This is a genomic window from Marinobacterium nitratireducens, assembly GCF_014645375.1.
Classification (GTDB): domain Bacteria; phylum Pseudomonadota; class Gammaproteobacteria; order Pseudomonadales; family Balneatricaceae; genus Marinobacterium_A; species Marinobacterium_A nitratireducens.
This window is the reverse complement of sequence record NZ_BMLT01000002.1, coordinates 638,941-656,080: the sequence shown is the minus strand read 5'-3', so window position 1 is coordinate 656,080 and position 17,140 is coordinate 638,941. Positions and strand designations below refer to the sequence as shown.

General features: G+C 62.5%; 17 protein-coding genes. 7 read left to right on the top strand and 10 right to left on the bottom strand.

Going from position 1 to position 17,140, the window contains the following annotated elements:
* Positions 1–24: 24 nt before the first annotated feature.
* The 7 genes from rseP to rpsB all read right to left on the bottom strand — a co-directional run bounded on the left by rseP (position 25) and on the right by rpsB (position 6,084).
* Positions 25–1,377, bottom strand: a complete 1,353-nt coding sequence (gene rseP / locus IEX85_RS05865) for a sigma E protease regulator RseP (protein ID WP_188859369.1) — start codon at positions 1,375–1,377, stop codon at positions 25–27.
* Positions 1,377–2,174, bottom strand: a complete 798-nt coding sequence (locus IEX85_RS05860) for a phosphatidate cytidylyltransferase (protein WP_229721803.1) — start codon at positions 2,172–2,174, stop codon at positions 1,377–1,379. Before IEX85_RS05860 ends, rseP begins: the two co-directional genes overlap by 1 nt.
* Positions 2,175–2,181: 7 nt before the next feature.
* The gene (gene uppS / locus IEX85_RS05855) at positions 2,182–2,946 is read right to left on the bottom strand and encodes a polyprenyl diphosphate synthase (RefSeq protein WP_188859365.1); all 765 of its coding nucleotides are present in this window, start codon (positions 2,944–2,946) and stop codon (positions 2,182–2,184) included.
* A 38-nt stretch (positions 2,947–2,984) separates the two neighbouring features.
* A complete protein-coding gene (gene frr / locus IEX85_RS05850) occupies positions 2,985–3,542 on the bottom strand; it encodes a ribosome recycling factor (protein WP_188859359.1) in 558 nt (185 codons plus the stop codon).
* Positions 3,532–4,290: a UMP kinase gene (gene pyrH / locus IEX85_RS05845; RefSeq protein WP_188859357.1), complete on the bottom strand. Its 759-nt coding sequence runs from the start codon at positions 4,288–4,290 to the stop codon at positions 3,532–3,534. The genes frr and pyrH overlap by 11 nt, the downstream gene beginning before the upstream one ends.
* Before the next feature lie 87 nt (positions 4,291–4,377).
* Positions 4,378–5,238 carry a translation elongation factor Ts gene (gene tsf, locus IEX85_RS05840; RefSeq protein WP_188859355.1) on the bottom strand — a complete coding sequence of 287 codons (861 nt, stop codon included), beginning with the start codon at positions 5,236–5,238 and terminating at the stop codon, positions 4,378–4,380.
* Between the two features lie 111 nt (positions 5,239–5,349).
* Entirely contained in the window at positions 5,350–6,084 is a 735-nt protein-coding gene (gene rpsB, locus IEX85_RS05835) for a 30S ribosomal protein S2 (RefSeq protein ID WP_188859353.1), read from the bottom strand.
* A gap of 265 nt (positions 6,085–6,349) precedes the next feature.
* Between rpsB and map the strand changes: the two genes are divergently transcribed.
* The 3 genes from map to IEX85_RS05820 all read left to right on the top strand — a co-directional run bounded on the left by map (position 6,350) and on the right by IEX85_RS05820 (position 10,370).
* Entirely contained in the window at positions 6,350–7,123 is a 774-nt protein-coding gene (gene map, locus IEX85_RS05830; protein ID WP_188859351.1) for a type I methionyl aminopeptidase, read from the top strand.
* A gap of 9 nt (positions 7,124–7,132) precedes the next feature.
* On the top strand, positions 7,133–9,829 hold the full coding sequence (locus IEX85_RS05825) for a [protein-PII] uridylyltransferase (RefSeq protein ID WP_188859349.1): 2,697 nt from the start codon (positions 7,133–7,135) through the stop codon (positions 9,827–9,829).
* 244 nt (positions 9,830–10,073) lie between these two features.
* Entirely contained in the window at positions 10,074–10,370 is a 297-nt protein-coding gene (locus IEX85_RS05820) for a DUF1244 domain-containing protein (RefSeq protein ID WP_188859346.1), read from the top strand.
* A gap of 391 nt (positions 10,371–10,761) precedes the next feature.
* Here the strand turns inward: IEX85_RS05820 and IEX85_RS05815 are convergent, their stop codons facing one another.
* Together IEX85_RS05815 and IEX85_RS05810 are read right to left on the bottom strand one after the other, a co-directional pair.
* The gene (locus IEX85_RS05815) at positions 10,762–11,232 is read right to left on the bottom strand and encodes an LPP20 family lipoprotein (protein ID WP_188859344.1); all 471 of its coding nucleotides are present in this window, start codon (positions 11,230–11,232) and stop codon (positions 10,762–10,764) included.
* A 2-nt stretch (positions 11,233–11,234) separates the two neighbouring features.
* Complete coding sequence (locus IEX85_RS05810) at positions 11,235–11,927, bottom strand: FlgO family outer membrane protein (protein WP_188859343.1); 693 nt, start codon at positions 11,925–11,927, stop codon at positions 11,235–11,237.
* A gap of 195 nt (positions 11,928–12,122) precedes the next feature.
* Here IEX85_RS05810 and IEX85_RS05805 point away from each other — a divergent pair, with 195 nt between their 5' ends.
* Together IEX85_RS05805 and IEX85_RS05800 are read left to right on the top strand one after the other, a co-directional pair.
* Complete coding sequence (locus tag IEX85_RS05805; RefSeq protein WP_188859341.1) at positions 12,123–13,316, top strand: flagellar assembly protein T N-terminal domain-containing protein; 1,194 nt, start codon at positions 12,123–12,125, stop codon at positions 13,314–13,316.
* Positions 13,317–13,451: 135 nt separating this feature from the next.
* On the top strand, positions 13,452–13,652 hold the full coding sequence (locus IEX85_RS05800) for a hypothetical protein (RefSeq protein WP_188859339.1): 201 nt from the start codon (positions 13,452–13,454) through the stop codon (positions 13,650–13,652).
* Between the two features lie 122 nt (positions 13,653–13,774).
* Here IEX85_RS05800 and IEX85_RS05795 read toward each other — a convergent pair whose 3' ends face one another.
* Positions 13,775–14,431 carry a YiaD family glycine zipper/OmpA-like lipoprotein gene (locus tag IEX85_RS05795; protein ID WP_188859337.1) on the bottom strand — a complete coding sequence of 219 codons (657 nt, stop codon included), beginning with the start codon at positions 14,429–14,431 and terminating at the stop codon, positions 13,775–13,777.
* 298 nt (positions 14,432–14,729) lie between these two features.
* On the opposite strand from IEX85_RS05795, the gene IEX85_RS05790 reads away from it, so the two are divergent.
* Positions 14,730–16,640 (top strand): beta-ketoacyl synthase, encoded by a 1,911-nt coding sequence (locus IEX85_RS05790; RefSeq protein WP_188859335.1) that lies wholly within the window; start codon positions 14,730–14,732, stop codon positions 16,638–16,640.
* The gene (locus IEX85_RS05785; RefSeq protein ID WP_188859333.1) at positions 16,640–17,050 is read left to right on the top strand and encodes a hypothetical protein; all 411 of its coding nucleotides are present in this window, start codon (positions 16,640–16,642) and stop codon (positions 17,048–17,050) included. The genes IEX85_RS05790 and IEX85_RS05785 overlap by 1 nt, the downstream gene beginning before the upstream one ends.
* Positions 17,051–17,140: the final 90 nt, after the last annotated feature.

Sequence of the window (17,140 nt, the reverse complement as noted above, 5' to 3'; positions counted from 1 at the left end):
AAAAAACCGGCAACCATGCCATTTCTACAGCCGCATCAGGTCATTCACGATTGCAACTGCCATCAGGGTAAACAGTACGGCCATTCCGACCCGCAGCCCGAACATCTGCACCCGTTCACTGACAGGACGGCCCCGCAGCGCCTCGATACCGTAGTAGAACAGGTGACCGCCATCCAACATCGGGATGGGTAACAGATTCAATACACCGAGACTGATGCTCAGGTACGCCAGGAAGCTGATAAAGGACTCAAGACCGGAGGCCGCCGAAGCCCCCGCCACTTTAGCAATCGTAATCGGGCCGCTCAAGTTTTTTACCGAGATCACGCCCTCCAGCATTTTCCAGATCGACTCGAGCGTCAGGCCGATCATCTGCCCGGTCTTGTCGGCGGCGACGCCGAAGGCCTCCAGCGGACCGTACCTCAGGGTGCGCAGCAACTCCGGCGGCCACTCGACAGCCTGAACCCCCGCACCGATATAGCCAATGGCGCCTGTTTCGCCGTCACGCCGGGCCGGCGTCAGCGTCAGCTCGCGACGGATGCCGTCGCGCTCGATCTCGAGCTGCAACGCCACGTCAGGCGCGGCGCGAACCCGCTCGACCAGCGCACCCCAGTCCGGCACCGCGGTGCCGTCGATGCTGAGCACCCGATCACCGCTCTGCAGGCCCGCGACCGCCGCGCGGCCGTCGGGCAGCAGCTGTCCGAGCACCGGGGGAATCTCCGGCCGGTACGGCACGAGTCCGAGGGCGCGCAGCGGGCTTTCGCGCTCGATATCGACCGACCAGTCATCGAGCCGTATGGGATAGGTGACAGGCGTGGCAGAATCGTTGTAGCGCACCCGCAGCGACAGGGTGCGACTTTCACCGATATGGGACACCAGCAGCAGGTTGAGCTCTTCCCAGGAGCGCGCCGGGTCGCCGTCGAGGCCGACGACTTCACCACCGGGTTCGATACCGGCCTGCCAGGCCGGCGTATCGGTACGCACTTCCCCGATCACCGGCGCGACCGTATTGACGCCGGCAACGAACATGAACCAGTACGCCAGCAGCGCGAACAGCAGATTCACCACAGGACCTGCGGCGACGATGGCGCTGCGCGCCCACAGCGGCTTGTTGTTGAATGCCTGATCACGAAGGCTTTCGGGCACCTCGCCCTCGCGCTCGTCGAGCATCTTGACATAACCGCCCAGGGGAATGGCCGCGACCACGTACTCGGTGCCGTTGCGACCCTTGCGCGACCATAGCGGCTTGCCGAAACCGACGGAAAACCGCAGCACCCTGACACCACAGCGACGCGCCACCCAGAAATGTCCCCATTCATGGATGGTCACCAGCACCCCGAGGGTAGCGACAAACGCCAGCACTGTGGTCAGTATGCTCATTACAGCTCCGTCATCAGCCACATGCCCAGCACGAACACCGGCGCTGCCGCAGTCAGGCTGTCGATGCGGTCGAGTACACCGCCGTGCCCCGGCAGTAAGCGGCCGCTATCCTTGATACCCTGATGGCGCTTGAGCATGCTTTCGAAAAGGTCTCCCAGCACCGACGCCAGGCCGGTACAGAACGACAGTACGACGAGGTAGACCAACGACAGCAGCGGTAGTTCAAGCCAGGCACCAAAGAGCGCACCGACCAGTATGCAGCTGAACAGCCCGCCGAAGAGGCCTTCGCGGGTCTTGCCGGGGCTGACCGCCGGCGCCAGCTTGTTGCGCCCCCAGGTCTTGCCGGCAACGTAGGCGCCGACATCCGCCGCCCACACCAGCAACAGCAGCAGCAGGATCATCAGATTGCCGCGTTCGAGCTGCTTGAGCTCCACCAGCGCGAACCAGCTCGACGTCAGCACCAGGTAACCGATCAGCAGCCGGCTCAGCGAACCTTCCCAGGCACCGACCCGGGGAAAACGCACCACCCAGTAAAGCGCCAGCAGCCAGAACAGTACCGTCACCAGCATCAGGCCGGGCACCGGCACCCAGGGACGCACAAAGATACAGGCCAGCAGCAATACGCCGAGACCGGCGGCGAACAGCAGCCGGGCGCGACGCTGACCAAAACCGGCCAGCCGCCCCCACTCCCAGGCGCCAAGCACCATCGCGGCGGCGACGAAGACCTCGAACCAGGTCTGCTGCAGCAGAAAAACACCCGCCAGCGCCGCCGGCGCCAGCACCAAAGCCGTCAACATTCGCTGTTTAAGCACTGCCGCCCGCCTCTATCTGTTCGCTGGTCTTGCCAAAGCGGCGCTGGCGGCCGCAATAGTCCCTGATTGCGTCTGCCAGTTCCTGCTCGCCGAAATCCGGCCAGTAGCAATCGGCGAAATAGAACTCGGTATAGGCCATCTGCCAGAGCAGAAAATTGCTGATGCGGTGATCCCCGGCGGTGCGGATACAGAGGTCCGGCGACGGCTGATCGGACAGACTCATGTAGTCACCGAACAGCGTCTCGTCGACGGCGTCGGGATCGAGCCGGCCGTCGCGGCAGTCCTGCGCGATGCGCGATGCGGCCCGGGCGATATCCCAGCGCCCGCCGTAATTGGCGGCGATATTGAGCTGCATGCGGGTACAGCCGGCGGTCAGCGCCTCGACCTCGGCGATCTTTTCCTGCAGCGCCTCGCTGAAGCGGCTGCGGTCACCGATGATGCGCAGACGGATATCGTTCTTGAGGAGCTTGCGCGCCTCACGCTTGAGCGCCAGCATGAACAGCTCCATCAGCCCCTTCACTTCGAGCGGCGGACGCTGCCAGTTTTCACTGCTGAAGGCAAAGAGCGTCAGGTGCCCGACACCCTGGCGCATGCAGCCCTCTATCAGGCGGCGAACGCTTTCGACACCGGCCTTGTGTCCGGCCAGGCCGGGGAGACGGCGAACCTTGGCCCAACGGTTGTTGCCATCCATGATGACGGCAATATGGCGCAGAGGCGCCGTGCCCGCGCCGTTATTGGTATCGTTATTTACCGGCATAAGAAAATGCACGGGGCGCCAAGCGCCCCGTAACGTCATCAGATTTCCATCAGATCGGTTTCTTTGTGCTCGAGCAGCTTGTCGACTTCACCGACAAACTTGTCCGTCAGCTTCTGCACCTGATCCTCGGCACGACGACCTTCGTCCTCGGTGATTTCCTTTTCCTTGAGCAGGTCCTTGATGGTGCCGTTGGCGTCGCGGCGCACGTTACGGATCGCAACGCGACCGTTTTCCGCTTCCTGGCGGGCCTGACGGATGTAGCCCTTGCGGGTTTCCTCGGTCAGCGCCGGCATCGGCACGCGGATGGTATCGCCGGAAGTGGCCGGATTCAGACCGAGATCGGACTTCATGATCGCCTTCTCGATCACCGGTACCATCTGCTTTTCCCAGGGGTTGATCGCCAGGGTCCGGGCATCTTCCACGGTGATGTTCGCAACCTGACCGACCGGCACGTCGGAGCCGTAGTAGCTCACCATCAGCGAGTCCAGAATGCTCGGATGGGCGCGACCGGTACGAATCTTCTTGAAGTTCTCGACCAGAGCGTCAACGCTCTTCTTCATGCGCCCTTCGGCGTCTTTCACGATTTCATTCAGCATACTTCTCTCCTACCGTCTCACCGTTATCGATCAGGGTGCCTTCCTTGCCGCCCACGACCAGGTTTACCAGCGCGCCGGGACGGTTCATGTTGAATACCCGCACCGGCATGTCATGGTCCCGCGTCAGGCAGATGGCGGTCAGATCCATGACCCCGAGCTGCTTCTCGAGGCATTCGTCATAGCTCAGATGCAGATAGCGACGGGCCGACGGATCCTTCATCGGATCGGCGGTGTAGACGCCGTCCACCTTGGTAGCCTTGAGCACCACGTCGACTTCAACCTCGATACCGCGCAGGCAGGCCGCCGAGTCGGTGGTGAAAAAGGGGTTGCCGGTACCGGCGCTGAAGATTACCACATCACCCTGATTCAGGTAGCGCATGGCGTTGCGGCGATCGTAATGATCCACCACGCCGCTCATCGGAATCGCCGACATCACGCGGGTATTGATGTTGTTGCGCTCCAGCGCGTCGCGCATCGCCAGCGCGTTCATCACAGTGGCCAGCATTCCCATGTGATCGCCGGTCACCCGATCCATGCCGGCGGCGCTCAGAGCCGCACCGCGGAACAGGTTGCCGCCGCCGATCACCATGCCGACCTGGACGCCGATTCCGACCAGCTGCCCGATTTCGAGCGCCATGCGGTTGAGCACCTTGGGATCGATACCGAAACTATCGTCCCCCATCAGCGCTTCGCCGCTCAACTTGAGAAGAATGCGTTTATACCTGGATTGTCTGTCGCTGGCAGGCATCAGTGAGTCTCCGCTCATCGAGGTCAGATCAGTGTAGCAGGAAGGCAGGCCGCGCCCGGACGGGCGCGGCCTGTATGTCGGACAGGATCAGCCTTTCAGCTGAGCGGCCACTTCGGCGGCGAAGTCGGTCTTCTCGACTTCGATACCTTCGCCAACCTCGACGCGTACGAAGGACAGCACGTCGCAACCGGCATCCTTGACCAGCTGACCGACCTTCTGGTCCGGGTTCTTGACGAACGGCTGCTCGACCAGGCTGTTTTCGGCCAGGAACTTGTTGATGCGGCCAACAATCATCTTCTCGGCGATTTCCGCCGGCTTGCTGGCCATGTCCGGCTGCGCCAGGATGATTTCCTTCTCCTTGGCGACCACCTCTTCCGGCATGTCTTCCTTGCGGACGACCTGCGGGTTGACGGCGGTCACGTGCATCGCGATGTCCTTAGCCAGTTCAGCTTCGCCGCCGCTCAGGGCGACCAGCGCAGCCAGCTTGTTGGTGCTGTGAACGTAAGCACCGACGGTCTGGCCTTCGACCAGAATCACGCGACGAACGGAAATGTTCTCGCCGATCTTCTGCACCAGGGCTTCGCGGGCAGCTTCCAGCTCGCCTGCCATCAGTGCGGCAACGTCGGTCTGCTTGTCGGCGAAAGCCTTGGCAACGACCTGATCGACAAATGCCAGGAAACCGGAATCGCGGGCAACGAAGTCGGTTTCAGAGTTGACTTCAACGGCAACACCGTAGCTGTTGTCGTCAGCGACCTTGATAGCCACAACGCCGTCAGCGGCGGTACGGCTTGCCTTCTTGGCAGCCTTCATGCCGGAAGCCTTGCGCAGGTCCTCGATCGCCTTTTCGACGTCGCCGTCGGCTTCGGACAGTGCTTTTTTGCACTCCATCATGCCCAGACCGGTACGCTCGCGCAGTTCCTTGACCAGCGCTGCAGAGAAGTTCGCCATGTCGATTTACCCCATTAGTTAACGCATTGATTCACATTCAAAAAAGGGGGCAGCGCACGCTTCCCCCTTGCACAAGTATGAAGAGACTACCCGGCTCGCTTGACAGGCGAATTACTCGCCGGCCGGCTCTTCTACTTCGACGAATTCGTTCCGGTCGCCGGCAGCGGCTTCCTGACCTTCGACGCAGGCGTCGGCAGCCGACTTGGCGTAGATCTGGATGGCGCGCAGCGCATCGTCGTTACCCGGGATGACGACGTCGATGCCGTCCGGGTTGCTGTTGGTATCAACGACGCCGATAACCGGGATGCCCAGCTTGTTGGCTTCGTTGACAGCGATGCGCTCGTGGTCGACGTCGATCACGAACAGAGCGTCAGGCAGACCGCCCATGTCCTTGATACCGCCGATGGAACGCTCGAGCTTGTCCATTTCACGCTGACGCATCAGCGCTTCTTTCTTGGTCAGCTTCTCGAAGGTACCGTCCTGGGCCTGAGCTTCGAGTTCGCGCAGACGGCGGATGGACTGACGAATAGTCTTGTAGTTGGTCAGCATGCCGCCCAGCCAACGGTGGTTGACATAAGGCATGCCGGCACGCAGGGCTTCTTCCTGTACGATCTTGCTGGCCGCGCGCTTGGTGCCAACGAACAGAATCTTGTTCTTGTTGGACGCCATGCCCTTGACCACGTCCAGCGCGTTGTTCAGCGCCGGCAGAGTGTGCTCGAGGTTGATGATATGAATCTTGTTACGGGCACCGAAGATGTACTTGGACATTTTCGGGTTCCAGTAGCGGGACTGGTGACCGAAATGAACGCCTGCTTTGAGCAGGTCACGCATGGTGACTTTTGCCATGGATCTAACTTCCTGATATTAAGTGGGTTAAACCTCCACGCATCCCAGCATCCAACCGCAAGCGGCACCCTGAATGCTGTGTCGACACGTGTGTGTGGTCTGTATAGCCTGTTTTAGGCTCCCTTTTTGGGAGGCGGATTTATACCACAGTGAGGCTCCATTTTGAAGCACCACCTTCGCTAAGGAAGCAACATTCGATACAATTCAGGTTCATCGCCGGGCGGCGTCCGGCTGCACAGATAATGAAAGACCACACCGAGATCCCATGACCATTAACATCAAGACCCCGGAAGAGATCGAAAAAATGCGCATCGCCGGTCGCCTCGCGGCCGAGGTGCTGGAGATGATCGAGCCCCACGTCCAGGCCGGCGTCACCACCAACGAACTGAACCGGATCTGCCATGACTACATCGTCAACGAGCAGAAGGCGATTCCGGCGCCGCTGAACTACCACGGCTTTCCGAAATCGATCTGCACCTCGATCAACCAGGTGGTCTGCCACGGCATCCCCAACGACAAGCCGCTGAAGAACGGCGACATCATCAATATCGACATCACCGTGATCAAGGACGGCTTCCACGGCGATACCAGTAAGATGTTTTTTGTCGGCAAACCGGCACCGCACGCCCAGCGCCTGGTCGAGATCACCCAGGAGTGCATGTACAAGGGCATCGAGCTGGTTCGTCCCGGCGCGCACCTGGGCGATATCGGCCATGTCATCCAGCAATACGCCGAGTCACAGCACTACTCGGTGGTGCGTGAATACTGCGGCCACGGCATCGGCCGCGAATTTCACGAGGACCCCCAGGTGCTTCACTACGGCCGCGAGGGCACCGGCGTCGAGCTGCGCGAAGGCATGATCTTCACCATCGAGCCGATGATCAACGCCGGCAAGCGTCACGTAAAACTGTCCAAGAAGGACGGCTGGACCGTCGAAACCGTCGACCGCCGCCTGTCCGCGCAGTGGGAGCACACCGTGCTGGTGACCGCTGACGGCTACGAGATCCTGACCCGCCGTTCAGAAGAAACCTTCCAGTAGAGATCGCCTATGACCGCCGCCCTGACCGCCCCGAATGACACCGAACTGCTGGACGTCGACGCGCTTCGACAGGCCCTGTCCGAAGCCCGTTCACCGATCCCGGTATTCAAGCAGCACATTCGGGCGGCGCAGGAACGCATGCACCAGCGCTTTCGCGACGGCGAAGACATCCGCAAACTGATCTACGGCCGCGCCTGGTTCATCGACCAGATACTCGCCGCCGCCTGGGACCTGTTCGACTGGCCTTCCCGCGAACACATCGCTCTGGTGGCGGTGGGCGGCTACGGTCGCGGCGAGCTGCACCCCCACTCCGACATCGACATCCTGATCCTGCTCGACGGCATCGAGGCCGAATCCGCCGGCGACAGCATCAGCGGTTTCCTGACGCTGCTGTGGGACATGTCCCTGGACATCGGCTCCAGCGTACGCACAGTGGACGAGTGCTACGAGGAAGCGCGCAACGATATCACCATCGCCACCAACCTGCTGGAGTCACGCACCCTGGTCGGCAACCCGGTGCTGCAGGAAAGAGTTTTCGACAGGGTGACCTCGGAGGGCGCCTGGACCGACCGCGAGTTCTTTATCGCCAAGCTCGACGAGCAGCGCGACCGCCACGAGCGCACCAACAACACCGAGTACAACCTGGAGCCCAACCTCAAGACCTCGCCCGGGGGCCTGCGCGACCTCCAGACCATCGGCTGGGTCGCCAAGCGCCATTTCGGCGCCACCTATATCCGCGACCTGGTCGACCATGGCTTCCTGACCGAATCCGAGCTCGACATCCTGAACAAGGGCGAACTCTATCTTTGGACCGTGCGTTACGCGCTGCACATGCATTGCAAACGGCGTGAGGACCGGCTGCTGTTCGATCACCAGCGCACCCTGGCGGAATTCTTCGGCTACAAGGACCAGCACGGCGCACTGGCCGTCGAGCAGTTCATGAACAAGTACTACAGGGTCGCCAAGTCAATGTCGGAATTCAACGACATGCTGCTGCAGTACTTCGACGAGGCCATACTGCGCGCCGACGACCAGCAGGTGATCGAGCCGCTCAACAAGCGCTTTCAGATCCACAACGGCTATATCGAGGTCCGGCACTCGCAGATTTTCGAGCACCACCCGTTCGCGCTGATGGAGCTGTTCGTACTGCTGGCGCAGCATCAGGAGATCAAGGGCGTTCGCGCCGCAACGATCAAGCTGATCCGCGATCACCGCCACCTGATCGACGAAGCCTTCCGCAACGACATCCGCAACACCTCGCTGTTCATGGAGCTGCTGCGCTCGCCCGACGGCGTCTCCACCGAACTCAAGCGCATGAACCGCTACGGCATTCTCGGCCGGTATCTGCCCGAGTTCGGGGAAATCGTCGGCCAGATGCAGCACGACCTGTTTCATATATATACGGTCGACGCCCATACCCTGAAGGTGATCCAGAAGATGCGCCAGCTGCGGCACATCGAGCACCGCGAACAGTTCCCGATCGTCTACCGCATCGTCAATCAGCTGCCCAAGATCGAGCTGCTGTATATCGCCGGCCTTTACCACGATATCGCCAAGGGCCGTGGCGGCGACCACTCCGAGCTCGGCGCCGAGGACGTGCTGGAGTTCTGCCGCCGTCACCACCTCGGCAAGTGGGACTCACACCTGGTAGCCTGGCTGGTGCGCAACCACCTGCTGATGTCGATGACCGCGCAGCGGCGCGATATTTCCGATCCCGAGGTTATCCACCGCTTCGCCAAGCACTGCGGCGACAGCGTCCACCTCGACTACCTCTACGTTCTCACCGTGGCCGACATCAACGCCACCAACCACACCTTGTGGAACAGCTGGCGCGCCACCCTGCTGCGCCAGCTCTACACCGAGACTCGCCGCGCGCTGCGCCGCGGGCTCGAGAATCCGGTCAACATCGACGACCGCATCGAGCAGCTGCAGAAAGATGCACTGGCGGCACTGCGCCGACGGGGCATCCGCGAAGCGGCAGCACTGGCGGTCTGGGGCAATATCGGCAACGATTACTTCCTGCGCGAAGATGCCCAGAGCGTGGCCTGGCACACCGAAGCGATCATCGAGCACGGCGCGGACAGGCTGCCGCTGGTACTGGTACGCAAGACCTCGTACCGGATCAGTGAAGGCGCCACCGAAATCTTCATCTACAGTGACGACCTGCCCAACCTGTTTCCGGCCACGGTGGCGGCGCTCGACCAGCTGCACCTGAGCGTCCAGGACGCGCGCATCATCCTCACCGAGGACGGCCGCTCGCTGAACACCTACTCGGTGCTGACCGAAGACAACCAGCCGCTGTCGGAAAACCCGGACTACCTCGCCAATATACGCGAGACCCTGATCGAGGAGCTGGACGATCCGGACGACTTCCCCAACATCATTCAGCGCCGCGTGCCGCGCACCCTGAAGCTGTTCGCCTCGCCGACCCGGGTCACCATCAGCAACGACCCGGTGATGCAGCAGACCGTGCTCGAAGTCAGCAGCCCCGACCGCCCCGGCCTGCTGGCGCGTATCGGCCGCATTTTCGTCGAATTCGGCATCTCGGTGCGCAAGGCCAAGATCGCCAGCATCGGCGAACGCGTCGAGGACTACTTCTTCATTACCGACGCCAACGAACAGCCGATCAGCGATCCGGAGCTTTGCCGCCGGCTCCAGGAAACCATCTGCAAGCAGCTCGACGAGCATATACAGCAGGAGTCGTGACCGCAGGCGAATAGCGTCCGTAGGCACCGAAGCCATTCGCGGCGGGGCGCCGCTCCTACGCCAACCGCAGGGCGCAGGATGGGTTAGCGGCGCAATGGCGATATAATCCGCCGTTTGGCACCTTGGTCCGGGCGCCGCCTAACCCGTCACAGGCGCCGAAGACGCCTTGGTTTCGGTCGACAGCGGACCCGCTAACGGTTGACAGCAACCATTACCACCCTGATCACCACTTAAAGGACATGCCATGGACAATAAAACCCAAACCGAAATCGAAGCGGCGGTCTTTCGCCGCCTGCTGGAACACCTGGACAGCCGCAAGGATGTGCAGAACATCGAGCTGATGAACCTTGCGGGCTTCTGCCGCAACTGCCTGTCGAAATGGTACGTTGCCGCCGCGGCCGAACGCGGCGAAAGCGTCGACTACGAACAGGCCCGCGAGCTTGTCTACGGCGAGCCCTACGCCGACTGGAAAGAGAAGTATCAGCAGGAAGCGACACCGGAGCAACTGGCCGCGTTCGAGGCGAAGAACAGGAAAGGGTGACGGGTGACGGGTGACGGGTGACGGGTGACGGGTGACGGGTGACGGGTAGGATGGGTCAAGCGATGCATCCACACCAGCCCCTGCAACACCGCGCGGCTCGGGCATCGCGGCCCCATCATATCGATCGCATTGCAGATCGATTGGTGTCCCTTGGCACTGTCCCGCACCGAATGTAGTGGTCAGAACCTCCCCTGTTGGGTTTACTTGAATTTGCTCCTGCAATTCAAGTATTCCCGCCGTCCCTGGCGGTCACGCGGCCAGCATTTGCTCCTGCAATGCTGGCATTCCCACTGTCCATTGTGGTCGCTTCGCCGCTAGACCCAACCTACGGACTAGACCCAACCTACGGACAGCCTACGGAACGGGCCCCACCTACGCGAGGCAGGCCCGCTCAGGGCGTCTGGCAGGGACTGCGCCTGCGTCCGCAACCGTCGTAATCACTGTCATCGGACAGGATCCAGGCGCGCTGGACCTGATTGAGGTCCAGCTCCAGCGTGGTGGCGTAGGTGTCGTCCTGCACCGGAAACGTCTTGACCACCCGGGCACCGCGCACGATACCGGCCACGGCGGCGCGGAAACGGTCGTTCTGCATCACCATATCGCTGACCTGGGTGCTGCCGTACAGATACTGACCATGGACCATCGCCGCCAGCTCCTGGTAGGCCCGCAGCTTGGAGGCCCGCATGGCCATCAGCATGCGATGTTGCTCGGTTTTCCCCGGCTGCAGACTGATCGGCGCGTAACCGGTGACCGTTACCAGATCGGGCACCTTAGGTACGGGCGCGGCAGCATTGTTGTCACTGATACCGGCGCACCCGGCCAGCAGCAACGCCAGCAGCAGCGCCGGCAGCAGTTTTCCCATGATCACGGCGCCACCTCGCCATTGCGGTTCTCGATAATCATGCCACGTTCGCGCGACGTCAGCGGGTCATAGCCCGGCAACGCGCCCTCCAGTCGCCCGCCCGGAACGTGGGTCTGGGCGCTGGCCAGTACCTGGCGGGTGGTGGTGTCGAGCACCCGGGCATTGAGCACGACACCATCGGGATACCGGGCATAGGTGCCGGTGAGGACGAAATAGATGCGGTAGTGGCTGTTGAGCAGCGACAGCGACTGGCGCGACAGTGGCGGCTTTTCGGTGGTGTTCAGACTGACGGCACGAAAGTCGACCAGGTTGTACTGCGCCTGCTGCAACTGGTAGATGAAATTCTCGGCGATCCGCTCGCCGACCGGGTTGGTGGCCGGCACTGCGGCGCGGTCGAGATCGGCGAACGGCAGCACCGCCATCGGCAGACGACGGATGCGATTTTCCCGCAGCCCCGCCGACAGTTGCTGCGCCATCTGCGCCACCGCCTCGCTCATCGGATCGGTGGACGAACGGGCAGCCACCAGCGCCAGCCCCGACGAAGCAGGCGCGGCCGGGTCTGCGCCCCAAGCGCCGCCTCCGCGCAGCTGCTGCACTACCCCGTCCCCGAGGGATTCGACCTGCACCGGCACCGGCTGCTGCGACGCGCATCCTGCCAGCAACAACCCGAAACCCGCCGCCAACACTCTCTTCATCTGTATCCATCCCTTTTGCGGCCAGCCTACGCCAAGCCCCCGCAGGGTACAAGCCATTTGCAAGGACCGCACAAATTGCATACTTTACCGGGAACCTGAAGACGCGAACGGCAGGCGGCAAAGCCCCATGACGGCCCTGCTCTGCGGAAAGGTCCAGCGTCGCTTGTCTCTTTTAATATCGGTCAGGATGCCCGGATGTTTAGCCACTTGATGCGCGCTTTGGCACTCTCGCTGCTGCTCCTGAGTCAGGTCGCAGGTGCACACAGCATCGAGGCTGAGGGGCGCGCCGCCATTATCGGCGACGACCTGATGTCGGCCCGCCGTCTGGCGGTGCAGGATGCCACCGAGCAGGCGTCGCTGCAGGCGGCCGCCTATATCAGCGTGACTCAGCGGGTCACCGACGGCATCCTCGAGGTCGACAACCTGCAGCTCGGCGCGCTCGGCACCGTCAGCAACGTCCAGGTGATCGGCGAACAGCGTCAGGGCAACTGGCTTATCGTGCGTATACGCGCCGAAATCGAAACCGAGCAGGGCTGTCGCAACGGCGCAGGACACAGCTATCGCAACCACCTCGCCGTCACCGCCTTTCCGCTGCTGCATCCGCAGCAGGCGAACCTGGGCCGGCTCAACGGTATCGACAGCGCCCTGCCGTCCCTGCTGGCCCAGGCACTGAGCCAGAACCCCGGGCTGCACAGTCTGGACGCCAGCCACTCCAGCCTGATCCAGGATCCCGGGACGGCCCCCAGCCGCCAGCTGCACGACACCCGCCTGAGCAATTTCACCCCCAACGCCCGCCAGCTCGATGTGCAGTACCTGATTTCCGGCGTGATACGCGACCTGTCCATGCAAGACCCAGGTGTGCATCTAGAGCAGAATCAGCTGCAGCACTGGTACAACCGTGCCCGCCGGCAGGACGAACGCTATCTGCGCAGGCTCGAGCTCGACCTCTATGTTCACGATGCCCTGACCGGCGCCCTGCTGCTGCGCCGCCAGTACGGCACCGAAGGCCTGTGGAATCTACCGCAGAACCGCGCCACGGGATTTGGCAGCGCCGCCTTCTGGGAGCAGGATTACGGCCGCAAGACCCGCGCGCTGCTCGAACGGATCAGCGACGAAGTCGGCGCCGAGCTGGCCTGTCAGCCATTTCGGGCCGAGATCGTGAGGGTGGAAAACGATCGCGTATGGTTCCGCGCCGGGCGCAGCGACGGCATCAACCGCGGCGACAGGCTCAGCCTGTACCGGCTGCAGCGGGACTTCGGCCCCAATCTGGACAATACCCGCCAGACCCTGGTCGTCGACGACGTTCAGGCCGGCATTTCCAGCGGTACCTTCGCCAGCCACGGCGGACAGATCAATATCCAGCAGGGCGACCTGGTGGTGGCGCATTAACGTTAAGCGTTACGCCTCACGAATTTATCGGGTCGCGTAACGCCGACAATAGTGAGCGCCGGATTTTTTCCCTATACTGGATCACTTTCGCCACCCCGGCGTCCGTACCACCAAGGATTCAAGGTCTCAGACACAATGCAACAAAGTGAAATGTTCGCGCTGCTGGAGCGCAAGATCGAAGAAATGCTGGAAGAAGTCGAGCTGCTGCGCATGGAAGTCGCCGAACTGCGTGACGCCAAGGCAGAGCTGGAAGAGGATAAGGCCGAGTCCCTGCGACGCCTGGAAGGCCTGCTGGCCCGCTTCGAAGACGACGAAGAACAGCAGTCCGCCGCCTGATCACGCGGGAGTGTAAAGCTAAAGGTTCATCGCAGATTAGCGTGAATCCAGGGGCCGATAGCCCCTGCCCAATCAAAGAAGCCCGGCAATTGCCGGGCTTCTTGTATATTCAGGCCGATGAATCAGCCGGCACTGCCGCGAATGAAGACCTCGACGCGGCGGTTCTGCGAGCGCCCGGCCTCGGTATCGTTGCTTGCAACCGGATAGCGCGGGCCGTAGCCCTGGGTGCTGATACGCCCCTGGGCGACACCGCGGCTCACCAGGTAACGGGCAACGCTCGCCGCGCGCTGCTCCGACAATCCCTGGTTCAGCTCGAAGGAACCGGTGCTGTCGGTGAAGCCGTTGACGCCGACGGCGGTCTTGTTGAACTCGTTGAGCACCAGGGCAACGTCGTCCAGCACCGGATAGAAGCCGGAATCCAGCTGTGCGCTGCCGGTCTCGAAGGTAATATTGCCCGGCATCACCAGACGGATATCGTCGCCGACGCGCTCGATGCCGACACCGGTACCGTCCAGACGCTGACGCAGCGCCATTTCCTGCTGGTCCATGTAGTGACCGACGCCACCGCCCACGGCACCACCCACCAGCGCGCCGACCAGGGCGCCACGGCCACGATCATGGTGGTCCACCGCCGCCCCCAGCAGCGCACCGGTCACAGCCCCGATACCCGCCCCCTTGGTCGCCTGGGCGGTCTTTTCCTCACGACTGTAGGGGTCCAGGGTGGTACAGCCGGCCAGTACAGTCATGGCCATTGCAAGAGTAAGCGCTTTTTTCATCATTGAATTCCCATTTCAACTGTTCGGTTCGCCCGCCTGAGGCGCAAACCTGCACACCGGAGGTGCTGAGTGAGAGCATTATAACGCTCCCGCCTTAACCGGCAATGAAACCCGCTCACTCCTGTGCTATTCGGCGGGCGCAGCCTGGCTGCCTGCCCGGTACGAGCCCACTGCGGGTCGTCGCAAAGCCGATTCATGGTAGTCAGTCCGGCGAACAACCGATAAAATGTCCCCGCCCAAGGGAGCCTTGCCCGCAAGTCCTCTTTTAAATTCAGTGTCCGTTCCATCCGAGGAGTGCCCATTGTCTCAGCTGCCAGTCATTGTCGGTTTTGGCGGAATCAATCCGGCCGGTAGAGCCTCGTCACACCACGCCTATCGCCGCCTGATCATCGACCGGCTCGACGCAGACAGCCGCCGCAAAACGCTGCTGAGCCTGGCCACGCTGATGAAGCTCGCCAGCTTCGAGGACGGAAATTACCTGACCGCGGCCGGCGAGCGCTTGCCGCTCGAAGGTCTGCTGGAACAGGTCGCCCGGCAGGTGCTCGACAACACCCTGGTGCGTCGCATTCATCCGAACTGGTTCGATGTCCACGCGGTGATGTTCAACCGCCCCGCGGAAGTCGAAGGCCCTGACGGCACACTGCGCTTCACGCTGCGACGTCGCCAGATGCCGCACCAGATTCCCGACAACTGGGAAATACGCGAGCTTTCGGCCAACCAGCTCGAGATCAGCGTGGCTGGCCCCTGCGACGTCATCTTCCCGGACATCAAGGACGCGCTGGTTCAGTCCGCCGGCATGCTGCCCACAGGTTTCGCCCCCGGCGAGCTCTACCAGTCCCGCAACCATCCGCGCAACCTGCAGATGACCGTTTACGCCGCATCGGACGCACTCTACTCCAGCGGCATTCCGTTCGAAACCGTTCTCGAACGGGTGCGGCCCGACCAGGTCGGCGTCTATGCCAGCAATTCCATCGGCCAGCTTGACGACTTCGGCTTCGGCGGCCTGACCAAATTTCCGGCACTGGGCAAGCGCACCACGTCCAAGCAGATGCCGCTGGGCTATGCCCAGATGCCGGCCGACTTCGTCAACGCCTACATTCTCGGCAACGTCGGCGTCACCGGCGGCTCGCTGGGCGCCTGCGCCACCTTCCTCTACAACCTGCGCAACGCCGTCAACGATATCCGTTCCGGCCTGCGCAAGGTGGTACTGGTCGGCGGCAGCGACGCGCCGGTCACCCCCGAGGTCATCGAGGGTTTCCGTTCCATGGGCGCGCTGGCGGAAGACAAGGACCTGCGGGCACTGGACGGTCTCGCCGAGCTTGGCGACGACGACTACCGCCGGGCCTGCCGCCCGTTCGGCGAGAACTGCGGCTTCACCATCGGCGAGTCGAGCCAGTTCGTGATGCTGATGAGCGACGATCTGGCGCTGGAACTCGGCGCCCAGATCTTCGGCGCGGTACCCGACGTTTTCGTCAACGCCGACGGCCACAAGAAGTCGATTTCGGCACCCGGCATCGGCAACTATCTCTGCCTTGGCAAAGCCGCGGGCCTGGTGCGCTCGATGCTCGGCGACAACGCCCTGCGCCATCGCAGCTTCGTCCAGGCGCACGGTACCAGCACGCCGCAGAACCGGGTCACCGAATCGCACGTCATCAACGAGATCGCCCGCGCCTTCGATATCCCGTCCTGGCCGGTGGCGGCCATCAAGGCCCAGCTCGGTCACTCCCAGGGCACCGCCGCCGGGGACCAGCTGACCATCTCGCTCGGCACCTGGCAGTACGGCTATATCCCGGGCATCCTGAACACCAGGGAAGTCGCCGGGGACGTTCATCAGAGCAACCTGCGCTTCGCGCTCGACCATATCGAGGTCGGCAGCGACCAGATCGACGCCGTGCTGCTCAATTCCAAGGGTTTTGGCGGCAACAATGCCAGTGCGCCGCTGCTGTCTCCGCAGATAACCGAACAGCTGCTGACACGCCGCCACGGCGCCGAGGCAATGAAGGCGTGGCGCACGCGCCAGGCAGGCGTTATCGAAAGAGCCGCGGCCTACGACGACGACAACAGCAACGGACTGACGCGGCCGATTTACCGCTACGACTACTCGGTACTCGAGGGCAGCGACCTGCAGATCAGTGCCGACGAGATCCGCCTGCCGGGTTATCCACAGGCGGTCAAGCTGAGTGATGACAACCCCTACAAGGACATGTGCTGATGACGCCCGGACGCCCTGCGAAACTGGCCGCCCTCGGTGTCGCCGCCGCCATCGGTCTGGCCGGCTGCGGTACACCTAACCTCAAGAACGAGGATTACTACACCCTCGACACCCGCTACCTGCTGCTGTGCCGCGGCACCAGCAATCACTGCCTGGAGTTGTCGCTGGTCGCATCCGCGATCACCAAGGCCGACCCGATCGAGGAAGCGTACGGGCGTCAGATTCAGGGCCCGAACTACCCGCTCAGCCTGGCCAGAATCCTGCTGAGCCCGGCCGACGAAAGCTACCGCGGCCAGCCGGTCGACGGCAGCTCCCGCTATTACACCCTGCCGGTCAACGACAAAACCAACATCGCCTGGGACACCCTCGACGATATGCACGCCTGGCTGTACGAGGACGTCGGCAACTGAAATCCGGGAGCGACGCCGTACAGCGAATGCGCGCGTCGAAGCCATGGTGCGCCGCCGGACACCCGTAGGAGCGCCGCCCCGGCGCGAACA

What these genes read in the sequence shown, in the direction of transcription:
- rseP (WP_188859369.1), bottom strand. Translation starts at nt 1,377, where the DNA reads ATGAGCATACTGACCACAGTGCTGGCGTTTGTCGCTACCCTCGGGGTG.
- IEX85_RS05860 (WP_229721803.1), bottom strand. Translation starts at nt 2,174, where the DNA reads ATGTTGACGGCTTTGGTGCTGGCGCCGGCGGCGCTGGCGGGTGTTTTT.
- uppS (WP_188859365.1), bottom strand. Translation starts at nt 2,946, where the DNA reads ATGCCGGTAAATAACGATACCAATAACGGCGCGGGCACGGCGCCTCTG.
- frr (WP_188859359.1), bottom strand. Translation starts at nt 3,542, where the DNA reads ATGCTGAATGAAATCGTGAAAGACGCCGAAGGGCGCATGAAGAAGAGC.
- pyrH (WP_188859357.1), bottom strand. Translation starts at nt 4,290, where the DNA reads ATGCCTGCCAGCGACAGACAATCCAGGTATAAACGCATTCTTCTCAAG.
- tsf (WP_188859355.1), bottom strand. Translation starts at nt 5,238, where the DNA reads ATGGCGAACTTCTCTGCAGCGCTGGTCAAGGAACTGCGCGAGCGTACC.
- rpsB (WP_188859353.1), bottom strand. Translation starts at nt 6,084, where the DNA reads ATGGCAAAAGTCACCATGCGTGACCTGCTCAAAGCAGGCGTTCATTTC.
- map (WP_188859351.1), top strand. Translation starts at nt 6,350, where the DNA reads ATGACCATTAACATCAAGACCCCGGAAGAGATCGAAAAAATGCGCATC.
- IEX85_RS05825 (WP_188859349.1), top strand. Translation starts at nt 7,133, where the DNA reads ATGACCGCCGCCCTGACCGCCCCGAATGACACCGAACTGCTGGACGTC.
- IEX85_RS05820 (WP_188859346.1), top strand. Translation starts at nt 10,074, where the DNA reads ATGGACAATAAAACCCAAACCGAAATCGAAGCGGCGGTCTTTCGCCGC.
- IEX85_RS05815 (WP_188859344.1), bottom strand. Translation starts at nt 11,232, where the DNA reads ATGGGAAAACTGCTGCCGGCGCTGCTGCTGGCGTTGCTGCTGGCCGGG.
- IEX85_RS05810 (WP_188859343.1), bottom strand. Translation starts at nt 11,927, where the DNA reads ATGAAGAGAGTGTTGGCGGCGGGTTTCGGGTTGTTGCTGGCAGGATGC.
- IEX85_RS05805 (WP_188859341.1), top strand. Translation starts at nt 12,123, where the DNA reads ATGTTTAGCCACTTGATGCGCGCTTTGGCACTCTCGCTGCTGCTCCTG.
- IEX85_RS05800 (WP_188859339.1), top strand. Translation starts at nt 13,452, where the DNA reads ATGCAACAAAGTGAAATGTTCGCGCTGCTGGAGCGCAAGATCGAAGAA.
- IEX85_RS05795 (WP_188859337.1), bottom strand. Translation starts at nt 14,431, where the DNA reads ATGATGAAAAAAGCGCTTACTCTTGCAATGGCCATGACTGTACTGGCC.
- IEX85_RS05785 (WP_188859333.1), top strand. Translation starts at nt 16,640, where the DNA reads ATGACGCCCGGACGCCCTGCGAAACTGGCCGCCCTCGGTGTCGCCGCC.